This is a genomic window from Leptothoe sp. ISB3NOV94-8A (assembly GCF_043421595.1).
Lineage (GTDB): Bacteria > Cyanobacteriota > Cyanobacteriia > Phormidesmidales > Phormidesmidaceae > Leptothoe > Leptothoe turfae.
The window spans coordinates 857651-866847 of sequence record NZ_JAXSQW010000001.1; the positions used below are offsets into that span (position 1 = coordinate 857651).

Below are 9197 nucleotides of genomic sequence, written 5' to 3' on the forward strand. Positions count from 1 at the left end.
GCGATACAAAACATGGGGGTACGACCCCAGCAAAAGCGCCGGGGATAATTTTATATTGTTGACGGCTATCGCCCAGTGCGGAATAGTTCGAGATGCAGAAGGGGGCTCAATAAAGCAACCCGGAAAGCTTATTGATATTCTGACTAGTTACAACGGGGACGCAAAGCGCTAAGCGCCTCTGAATCCCATTTAATATCTATTCCCTCAGCTTTTAGGTTTAACTCTGTGCCAGGTAAATCTAAAAGCTCTTTGATTTGAGCCCTGTTTTCAAGAAGAAGCCGCATCGCCTTAGGAAGGTTTTCATCTGGGATTGAAATAGTTATTCTGGCTGGCATGACTCAAGTAGCGATTAGCGTCGATTTCAGGGGATACACCGATTGTCATTGGTAGATAACGATACACTACATTTTTGTTGTACCGTGACTCGTGATCAAAGCTCTCCAAAGGTGTGATTTTAGTCTTGAAGTATAGCGTTAAAAACTGTTTTTCATAGACTCTTTTCAATAGGAGGCAACAGGTAGAGCCCCAAATTTTAATTCAAGGCATAATTTGGTCGCAAGGGACAACACCGACTAAGGTCTAATTGTGTTTTATTTCTTCATAAAGCCCTGCATAAATAGGGCTGATGCCTTGTAGGGTCATTGTATAGGAGTGCATTAAGCGCTTTATTTTATTGTTATTAGTATGGATAATAAATATACCGAAAAAAGCCTAAAACAACAGTTTTCGAGCTTTAACGAGGCTAAGGCTCATTTCAGTATCAAAGCTTCCAGCTGGAAAGCTTTGGCAGAAAAGCTTAACAGGCCGAAGCCTAGCCCTGAAGAACTCCTGCTAGAAAAGCAAGTAGCTGAGCTGAAAGGGCGATACTCAAGTTTCGACGAAGCTAAGGCTCAACTAGGGATTAAGGCTCGCAGCTGGGACGCGTTGATACAGAAGCTAAATAAACCTAGCCCTGAGCAGGAAATCGCTATGCTCAAAGGGCAGGTAGAGGCATTGAAGGCAGAGGTCAAGCGCCTGCGTGAGGCTGGAGAGAACGCCTTTGATGAGGTAGGTTTTTGGTTGCTCGATCGCAACTTTGATCGAGCCAAGTTTGAGGATTTCGGAGTCAGCGAAAAGGCGACCGAGATGGAATCTGAAGCGAAAAAGATATATATAGAGCTTTCCCAGCGGTACCACCCAGATAATGGCGGATTAGATGAACAACAGGCCAATATCAACAAACTCAGGAAACAAATGTTAGCCGTCGTAAAACTTAACGGCGGCATGGGCCTCTGATCAGGGGGCATCATGGGAAAAATTAGACTCAACAGGGACAACGAGGTTGCCCTGAAGACAACGCTGTCCAAGCACCAGATTGCTAAGTTTAACGCCATGCATGAGAATCTTCTCATCAAAGATGGCGCTGCCTACGTGTCACTCAACGAACTCCATGGCGTACTACTGACCAGAAGCAGGGATGACGCAAGGGAGATCGTCAATCAGTACCGAAACACTATAAGGACCTTCCTGTTCGATGCTGACGACTTGGATCAGTACGGGCAGCCTGATGGCGCAGGTTATGTTTTGCCTGTAGGTCTATACATTTTGCTCGAACAGTTAGCCCAGGATAGGCCGAAAAGAGCCTTGGATTATCGCGCTAGCATTGCGTTGCTGGCTTACCTTGTCGCTGGGCACCCACAGCTGGTGATGGCTAGTCTGATCCAGGACAAGAATTTAGCTAGTGTTGAGAAAGCCGTAATGACTCGGCTAAAGAAGAAGCATTCACGCTGCCAGATATCTGGGTACAACTTTAGTCGCGGTGAGGAAAAGCACATCCACCACATCGAACCCAGGGCAACCGCACCTGCGCTTGCTGCGGATGAGCACAATCTTGTGGTCATTACTGGTGAAGTGCACGACGCCTACCACGAGTGGATCACTCAATCAAAGGTGGCCGTATCTAGAGCAACACTGAGAAACTTTTGCAGATCAAATAACTACAGCTTGGATTGGGACACTTGACGCTCATCCAATCAAAACCCTAGCCCTTTGGGTATAGGCGGATCACTGTGTCTCCCTAGACAGCAAGACAGCAAGTTGCAAGTAAATCTGATATTCGATTGCAAATTTGCAGGATAACTGCTATATTGGGCTCAAGATTGAGTTCAGAACTTAATAGCAGCTATGACACCCTCCACAGTCACCGCCCAGTCAATCGCCACAATCAAGTCTCAGTTGCAGCAAATGGTCAACACGCTACAGACCGCCAACACCTACCAGCAGGCGCTAAGCCTCTGGCAGCAAGAGAACGGGAATCTCACCGAGGACGAGATTAATCAGGTGATGGGCGCTTCTGGTCCTGTTGCCGCCGACCCGTTTGGGGGGCAATCCGAGAGCGTCCTTGACCCAACGCTAGACCCGTTCCAGTAATTGTCGGGGGCTCCTTCGGCCCCTATCGCTTCATTCGTAGTACAACAATTATTTCGTAAGAGTTATGAAAACCCCTTCAACCGTCTTCCGCATTGCCCCAGACACACTAGTTCAAAACCGTCAGACCGGCGCTGTTATGTCCGTTGTTTCCGAGCCTAAGACTTGGACCCGTCGGGGGCGGCAGTTCACGACAGTGAATTGCTTGTTTCATGGGTCGGAGCGGTACGGTTCCCTGCAAGTTTCGCAGGTCCTGAAATACTACAAGCCAACCGGGCTGCATCTTTAATCCTCAGGGGGCTTCGGCCCCGCTTTGTTCATTTCGTAGTACAGATTTTTAGAAATATGAAAGACTTTATTGTTCAGCATCCATTAACCGAGCGTTCTGTGTATGGCATTGGCGAGGACGGAAGCAAGACCCAGATAGGGACTATCACTTGCGTTACCCCTGAGGATTGGGTGATGTACTGGTCTGACGCCAGATGGAAGTTTGTTCCCTGTGTTGAGGGTATCCCTGCAAGTGATAGCGGAACCATGCAGGATTGCGAACAGTTTGTGTATGGCCTGTTTGGCGGGGTGGGATCTGAAGCCGCTTAGTTATTGAGTTTTAGTTTTTTGGAAACTTTAGAGATGGAATTTATTTACACGATTCAGCACCCTGACGGAGACGAGATTTGCCAGTCTCCAGGGATGACGCCTGATCAGGCTTACGATGCATTCGTTGCCCGGTTCTATGGCAATGGTTGCTGTGGGTACGACGTTGAGGTCGTCGCGCCTGACGGGACTGTTATTGAGTTTTAGAGTCTTGCCCCAGCCATTGGGGGCTTTCGGCTGGGGCTTTTCTGTTGTTTGTTTTTTTAGGGAGAAAGTAATGAAGATCACGAAGAATACGACATTTGGGCAGCTATACGTCACCTACGGGAATCAGGAAGTAAGAATCCCTAAAGGCAATGTAGACGCCTTTATAGAGGCATTGGGACTTGATGCGGATGAAGAGTCTTCGCTCAATGCTGATCTTGACGCTGGAGAAGAAGTTGATGTACCAAAGCCGTTCAATTTAGCGCAGTGGTACGAGGGTTAGAGCCCCTATTGAAAAACAGATAGGAGATTTCTGGATAATGCCTAATTTAATGCGTATCCCCCACCCCACAGCAGAGCTCGCCTTACCCCAGGTCACTCCCTGCGGCCCTTGCTGCAGCCTCGACGAAGATGGTATCTGGAGTGAATTGCTCCATGGGGTTCATCGGTCGGTACTGGATGAGGCCCCAACGGCTGACTATTGGGTGAGTGTTCACCGTTATGAGATCTGCCGAGAGACCGGCCATCGGTTTGTTGAGGCAGAACACATCATCCGGCTAACGGTAGGGGCTGCTGTCGGCCCACGTCGGCCCAAGATTGAGGATTGGGTGCAGGAGCATTTCCCAGACAGCGTCATCCATGACTGTCTGTTGTGGGGGGATTGGCCTGAGTTTCGGGATGAGTGTGAACAGCCGTTTTGAGGAGAATGGCGCAACCTGCCGAGTGGTTGCGGTGGCTTGGGGGCTGACGTTTAGTGTCCAGGGCGGTAGTCAGTGTGACGTTAGCCCATAACTAATTGGAGAACAGATTATGAGTTTTTTACCTGAAGATTACGAAGTTCCTAGCAGTGGCGGCGGCTCTTACTTTAAGCCTGTCACTGGCGACAACCGGCTTCGTATCTTGAGTGATGTGGTGATTGGGTGGCAGTACTGGAACATGGATAATAAGCCAGTGCGGATGCGAGAGAAGCCCGATCAAACGCCTTCTGATATCCGCTTAAACGATGATGGCAAGCCGGATAGAGTGAAGCATTTTTGGTGTGTGCTGGTGTGGGATTACGACGCTAGTCAGCTAAAAATCTGGGAGATCACCCAAGCTGGCATTCAGGGATCATTAGCAGAGTTTGCTAACGATGAAGACTGGGGTCACCCCAAGAACTACAACATCCTTCTCAAAAAGGAGGGAGAGAAAATCAACACCAAATACACAGTCATTCCTAAGCCTGCCAAGCCGCTGGACGAGCGCATCGTCAAGGAATGGCAGGAAGCCAAGGTGAATTTAGAGGCTGTCTTTGAAGATGGTGCGGCCCCTCTTGGTTATGACGGCATTATGCCCGATGGTGCAGCAGGTAGTTACAACGAATGTCGGGTGGTGCGTTTGCTAAACGATATGGCGCAACGTGCCAATAGCACCCCAGAACTATTGGATAAGGCTAAAGAGTGGGCCATGGCACCCAAGCAGTTCACAGCCATTAATGAGTGGGCCGGTGGTGATGGTGAGGTATACATCAATGCCATGTGCTCTGTTGCTGCTGCGGTGGGTGTTGGTGGGGGCGCTGTTGATCCTGACTTTATACCTTTTTAGCCCCATGAAAACTACCGAAACCCCCATCCAGCTATTCCATGTGACACCGGGCATGACACTCTCTCTTGATTTAGCCTATTGCCTAAATCCGTCCATGGCCAATATGGCGGCTCGTCATGTCCCAGTCACCTGTCAAGTTCGTTGCGTCCAGCAACTGCCTGGTGGAGGGTTTCGGGTGGAGTCCATGGGTTGCCATCTATACGACTTCCCCTGCAGCATGACAGTCACTCGTCTGATTTATGTCGCAGAAGCCATAGACGGATTCAGGATGGCTCCGGTGGGGGGTGGGGGAGAAATTTAAGCACGTAAGTATTGAGTAGAGAGTTATGACACTCAAAAAACTTTTCTCAAAAGAAGCCATCGAAAAGATGCAAATGGAGCGTGGGTACTGCTATCTCTGGCCCCGGCATTACGCCACTATCAGCGCCAAGCGTACATGCTGTAGCACGGGCGTTGAGTCCGACGAACAGGTTCCGTACATTATTGAGCGAGCCCCAGGTTCTGAAGACTTGGTGTTTCGTTTACTCAAAGGCTCTACTGGGTGGGAAGCTTTTTATGCCAAAGATCTTTTGGCTCGCTCTTGCGCCGATTGGTGGGCGGCTTGTTTCGGGACGCCGGGAAGGTGGGACCGACTAATGATCAACGGGGCTGAAGTTTTGGAGATTTTGCGGGGGTGTGGGCATGAATGCAATTGAGCAATGGTATCTTTTGCGGCTTGAATCTTTAGCCCTCGCCGCCCGCATCTCTGCGCTGTCTGGTGAAGCGATCGCTGAGGCCATGGAGCGAGTGGCTGGGGAGGAGGCAAAGACCTTCCCTATTGGCCCATCTGGTCACAAAATTCAGATTCGGTTTACCAACAAAAAGATTAAGCACACCGACGATCAGCTGCTAGACAACCTCTATGAAGAGATCGAGCTAGAGAAGGCAGCGGCAGTCCAGGCTAACGCTACCGCCATCTCTCAGATCGAGCGAGATCTGGAGGCACTAACCAAGCGGCTAGAACAAATGAGACTCACGGATAGGGGACGAGCACTGCAGCGACAGTACGACGAACGATTAGAGCAGTTAGCAGAGAAGGTGCCCGTGTTGGCGCTCAAGGGGGTGTAGCTATGGCTAAGTTAGATTTGCTCGGAATTGTTGATGTGGAAACCACAGGACTCAACCCCACCACCGACGAGGTGATCGAACTGGGCTGCATCCTGTTCAGTTTGTCTCACAACACGGTATTGCAGCAGATTTCTACCCTGGTGCCCGTGAGCGTGGATGTTAGCCCCACAGAGCATCTGAATGGGATTAGTGCGGGGGCGGCTAATAGCTTTCATCACCAGTGTCTTGAGGAGTCGCTTGATTTAGTCGAGTCTCATTTGGCTTGGGCGGATGCGATAGTTGCCCATAATGCTGCTTTTGACAAAGCCTTTGTCGAGAAGAAAATTGGGGTTGAGTACGAAGCCTGGATCGACACCCGTGCCATCACCTGGCCCCGCGCCACCCGACAAGGTTGCAATTTGGTGGAGTTGGCGTTGTGTTATGGGATCCCTGTGTGGGCAAACCACCGAGCCCTAACCGACTGCCAGCTGATCGCCCACATTCTCCAGCGGGAACCTGAAGCAGGGCGACTGTTGGCTAAAGAGTTAGAACCCAAGGTATGGGCAACGTGGCGGTCTGTGCCCAGCGACAAAGAAGGTCAGGCCAAGGCCAAGGCTGCGGGGTTTTGCTTCGATAAATCTCTGGGCTCCATGCCCAGTCTTACTGCATTAGCTCAGTTGGATAGAGCAATCGCTTCCTAAGTGATCGGTCCCTGGTTCGAGTCCAGGATGCAGCCTGGGTCGCTCTCCCGGCCCTTGGTTTAGATGAAAGGAGAAATAAATAATATGGCTAGTTACAAGGTTGGTGTTGCAGGTTATTGCGCGCAAGAATTTGATCATGAAGATGCGCGCAATCAGCTAAGACAATTTATTAAAAATCACCCTGAACACGACTTAACCATAGTCAGTGGCTTAAGTGATATGGGCGTTCTTGGTATCGCGTATCGATTAGCTGATGAGCACGGAATGTGGACCGTTGGCATTGCGGCTGGCAAAGCAAAGGGTGCAGACAATCTTTACCCGTGCGACGAGGTTTATTTTGTCGGCAAAAACTGGGGTGATGAATCTCTGTTTTTCCTCGGCAAAATTGACGAATTAGTCGCGTATGAGGGTGGCGAGCAGACCAAGCGTGAAGTTGCATTGGCAAAAGAATTAGGTATTAAAGTTACTGAGCTTAGTTATGGCAAATAACCCCATCCCACCATGGCGACCAGCTACGAGGGAGAAAATCAACCCAAGTTTGCTGACGGCAGCCAGACCCACACTACCCCGATTGCCTGACCCGCCGATTTATATCCATCCAGACAGGGTGAAGGTGCTGTAGAAATGGCTAGACCGATAACAATGGGTGACATGAAGCGTGCGATCGCTCTGCGTATGGCCGCTTCGATCAACGACCCAGACAGAACCAACACTTACGCCAGTGCTGTTGAGGCCTATGGCGCTTTCACAGGGGCATCCACGACCAGTTTGCAGGAAAGAGATCGGGTAGTGCGCCAGGCGATGGCCGACCACCCAGACTTTTTCCCCGAGTTTTAAGGCTTTCAGAATCATAGAGGCTGATCTCCCGACCACAACAGGAGACGGTCATGGACGACTTCACGACGATTACTTACGCATTGGCTTTTGGTGATTGCAGCTTAGAGGAGGCGATCGCAGTAGCCAAGCAACGGAACCAACGACGACAGCAGTTGCTGCAACGAAATGAACCTAATCACGCGCTACCAATCACCCAACAGGTAAAAACCGATGAAAAATAAACCACAACCAATCAGCACACCAACTTCTGGAGTGGTCCCTACTCCTATCACGGCTCATCAATCTGCCGATTTACTGAGCCTTAAGGCACAGGTGTTTAGTCCTCGGCTGCCAGACTTTGAGCCATTCAAGAGCAATGACAGGGTGGTGGTGCGATGAAATACGAACCACAGGCAACAACAACTGTATTTAGTCGGGAAGGGCTAGTTGCTGCCATCCAGGAGCGCATCTCAGAGGCAACATTGTTTGATACGTTCCAAGAGCCTGACAGTTGCTCCTCCTACTGGGAGTACTTTGGTCAGCTTGGGCTGCACGTTGGATTAACCCCATCTCAGATTAATCATATTTGGGCAGACGGGAATGATCCAATGGACCTCAGGGGCAAAGCGAAGGAAAAGTACAACGCATATAAAAGACAATGAGGACTTACATATTTAGGATCAACGGCGCGACCGTTCGATATACGCACGAGACTCTTGGTCAAGCTTTCAGAGAGGCCAGGGCGGACAACCCAGGTGCAGTTGTTGAAAAACCGAGAGGCACCCCATAATCGTCGCCACCCACCCACACCACACCAGCGCTGCTCCCTTGAGGAATGGCGCTATTTTTTTGGGCACCCTACAACCAACCACCTCTGTCGCCCATGACTCCCGAAGGCCTCACCGCATCCGAATATCGCGCCATCGTGTCTGACGCCAAGGCCGATGCCTTGCTCGACTGCGGGGCGCATTGTGTGGGCGGGGGTGATCCGCTGGGGCTGCTGGTTGGGGTTATTGCGCTGGCTTGGGTCGTGGTGTGGGTGCGGGGTTGATTATGGCGGTCATCCCTTGCGTTGGTCCTTCACATACTTCCAAACCTTATCAATTGTAGTCATCCAATCACACTGCCAATGCCGATGGGCCGTTTCTGGGTCTTCGAAATCTTCCTCGAAACAGCACAGATCCATTCCCTCATAGGTGGGCCTGCTGGTTTCAGTCTCCCACTCATCAAACTCCACATGCAGCTGAGCTCCACATTCAGGGCAGACAGCGACAGACTGGGGGATGTCGAAGCCGGTGTGCAAGTCTCGGCTTGTGATTTCGTATTTGCTCATGATCCTCTCTCCTGAATTTCATGCAATTTGCACAAGGGCATGAGAAACGCCCTTGAGTCCTTGTTATGACTGATTTCTGAGTTACCCAGCAGCGAGACTCGGCTACCCATTGTTTGATCAGTGCAAGCTTGAGTTGGTCGGTCGTGTTGATCTGCTCTACACCCATGGACTCCTTTCCCTGCTGGATAAACTTCACTTATTTAAATCCAAAGAAACACCAAATTCATTGAACGCGCGATCGCACCCAGTAACCACAAACTCATCGCCCACCCACAACACATCTATCCAGTGGTGAGGATTGGAAAACAATAACTGGAAAGCATCCATGTTGCCATCAGGGTCTTGTTCCAGGAGAAAGAAATCAGTCACTGTGGTTTCTTCAATCTCCCAACCCAGCTTGTCTAGCCGTGATCTTAACTCTATCTCGGCAATGCCTCTTAATGGCAATTCTAACTGGGTAATCATGGTCCCCT

At 50.3% G+C, this 9197-nt stretch carries 20 protein-coding genes and 1 tRNA gene; 19 read left to right on the plus strand and 2 right to left on the minus strand.

The window, feature by feature from the left end:
- Window positions 1–684: 684 nt before the first annotated feature.
- The 19 genes from SPB21_RS03605 to SPB21_RS03695 all read left to right on the plus strand — a co-directional run bounded on the left by SPB21_RS03605 (window position 685) and on the right by SPB21_RS03695 (window position 8053).
- Window positions 685–1275 (plus strand): hypothetical protein, encoded by a 591-nt coding sequence (locus SPB21_RS03605; RefSeq protein WP_499865516.1) that lies wholly within the window; start codon window positions 685–687, stop codon window positions 1273–1275.
- 12 nt (window positions 1276–1287) lie between these two features.
- Entirely contained in the window at window positions 1288–2001 is a 714-nt protein-coding gene (locus tag SPB21_RS03610) for a hypothetical protein (protein WP_499865518.1), read from the plus strand.
- A gap of 162 nt (window positions 2002–2163) precedes the next feature.
- The gene (locus tag SPB21_RS03615; RefSeq protein ID WP_499865519.1) at window positions 2164–2409 is read left to right on the plus strand and encodes a hypothetical protein; all 246 of its coding nucleotides are present in this window, start codon (window positions 2164–2166) and stop codon (window positions 2407–2409) included.
- Window positions 2410–2751: 342 nt separating this feature from the next.
- The gene (locus tag SPB21_RS03620) at window positions 2752–3003 is read left to right on the plus strand and encodes a hypothetical protein (protein WP_499865520.1); all 252 of its coding nucleotides are present in this window, start codon (window positions 2752–2754) and stop codon (window positions 3001–3003) included.
- 33 nt (window positions 3004–3036) lie between these two features.
- A complete protein-coding gene (locus SPB21_RS03625; RefSeq protein ID WP_499865521.1) occupies window positions 3037–3207 on the plus strand; it encodes a hypothetical protein in 171 nt (56 codons plus the stop codon).
- Between the two features lie 70 nt (window positions 3208–3277).
- Window positions 3278–3487 (plus strand): hypothetical protein, encoded by a 210-nt coding sequence (locus SPB21_RS03630; RefSeq protein WP_499865523.1) that lies wholly within the window; start codon window positions 3278–3280, stop codon window positions 3485–3487.
- A 37-nt stretch (window positions 3488–3524) separates the two neighbouring features.
- Window positions 3525–3905, plus strand: a complete 381-nt coding sequence (locus tag SPB21_RS03635; RefSeq protein WP_499865525.1) for a hypothetical protein — start codon at window positions 3525–3527, stop codon at window positions 3903–3905.
- Window positions 3906–4014: 109 nt separating this feature from the next.
- A complete protein-coding gene (locus tag SPB21_RS03640; RefSeq protein WP_499865527.1) occupies window positions 4015–4788 on the plus strand; it encodes a hypothetical protein in 774 nt (257 codons plus the stop codon).
- Between the two features lie 4 nt (window positions 4789–4792).
- Complete coding sequence (locus SPB21_RS03645; protein ID WP_499865529.1) at window positions 4793–5089, plus strand: hypothetical protein; 297 nt, start codon at window positions 4793–4795, stop codon at window positions 5087–5089.
- A gap of 25 nt (window positions 5090–5114) precedes the next feature.
- Entirely contained in the window at window positions 5115–5483 is a 369-nt protein-coding gene (locus tag SPB21_RS03650; RefSeq protein ID WP_499865531.1) for a hypothetical protein, read from the plus strand.
- A complete protein-coding gene (locus tag SPB21_RS03655; protein ID WP_499865532.1) occupies window positions 5470–5895 on the plus strand; it encodes a hypothetical protein in 426 nt (141 codons plus the stop codon). The genes SPB21_RS03650 and SPB21_RS03655 overlap by 14 nt, the downstream gene beginning before the upstream one ends.
- Window positions 5896–5897: 2 nt before the next feature.
- Window positions 5898–6575, plus strand: a complete 678-nt coding sequence (locus SPB21_RS03660) for a 3'-5' exonuclease (RefSeq protein ID WP_499868673.1) — start codon at window positions 5898–5900, stop codon at window positions 6573–6575.
- A tRNA-Arg gene (locus tag SPB21_RS03665) sits at window positions 6538–6610 on the plus strand. Before SPB21_RS03660 ends, SPB21_RS03665 begins: the two co-directional genes overlap by 38 nt.
- A gap of 49 nt (window positions 6611–6659) precedes the next feature.
- Window positions 6660–7064, plus strand: coding sequence for a hypothetical protein (locus SPB21_RS03670; RefSeq protein ID WP_499865534.1), 405 nt, complete (start codon window positions 6660–6662; stop codon window positions 7062–7064).
- Window positions 7054–7197, plus strand: coding sequence for a hypothetical protein (locus tag SPB21_RS03675; protein ID WP_499865535.1), 144 nt, complete (start codon window positions 7054–7056; stop codon window positions 7195–7197). The genes SPB21_RS03670 and SPB21_RS03675 overlap by 11 nt, the downstream gene beginning before the upstream one ends.
- 2 nt (window positions 7198–7199) lie before the next feature.
- Window positions 7200–7412, plus strand: a complete 213-nt coding sequence (locus tag SPB21_RS03680) for a hypothetical protein (protein ID WP_499865536.1) — start codon at window positions 7200–7202, stop codon at window positions 7410–7412.
- Between the two features lie 50 nt (window positions 7413–7462).
- Entirely contained in the window at window positions 7463–7633 is a 171-nt protein-coding gene (locus tag SPB21_RS03685) for a hypothetical protein (RefSeq protein WP_499865537.1), read from the plus strand.
- Window positions 7623–7790, plus strand: coding sequence for a hypothetical protein (locus SPB21_RS03690; RefSeq protein ID WP_499865538.1), 168 nt, complete (start codon window positions 7623–7625; stop codon window positions 7788–7790). The genes SPB21_RS03685 and SPB21_RS03690 overlap by 11 nt, the downstream gene beginning before the upstream one ends.
- Window positions 7787–8053 (plus strand): hypothetical protein, encoded by a 267-nt coding sequence (locus tag SPB21_RS03695; protein WP_499865539.1) that lies wholly within the window; start codon window positions 7787–7789, stop codon window positions 8051–8053. Before SPB21_RS03690 ends, SPB21_RS03695 begins: the two co-directional genes overlap by 4 nt.
- A gap of 398 nt (window positions 8054–8451) precedes the next feature.
- Here SPB21_RS03695 and SPB21_RS03700 read toward each other — a convergent pair whose 3' ends face one another.
- A complete protein-coding gene (locus SPB21_RS03700) occupies window positions 8452–8724 on the minus strand; it encodes a hypothetical protein (RefSeq protein WP_499865540.1) in 273 nt (90 codons plus the stop codon).
- A gap of 192 nt (window positions 8725–8916) precedes the next feature.
- On the minus strand, window positions 8917–9189 hold the full coding sequence (locus tag SPB21_RS03705; RefSeq protein WP_499865541.1) for a hypothetical protein: 273 nt from the start codon (window positions 9187–9189) through the stop codon (window positions 8917–8919).
- Between the last annotated feature and the right edge of the window lie 8 nt (window positions 9190–9197).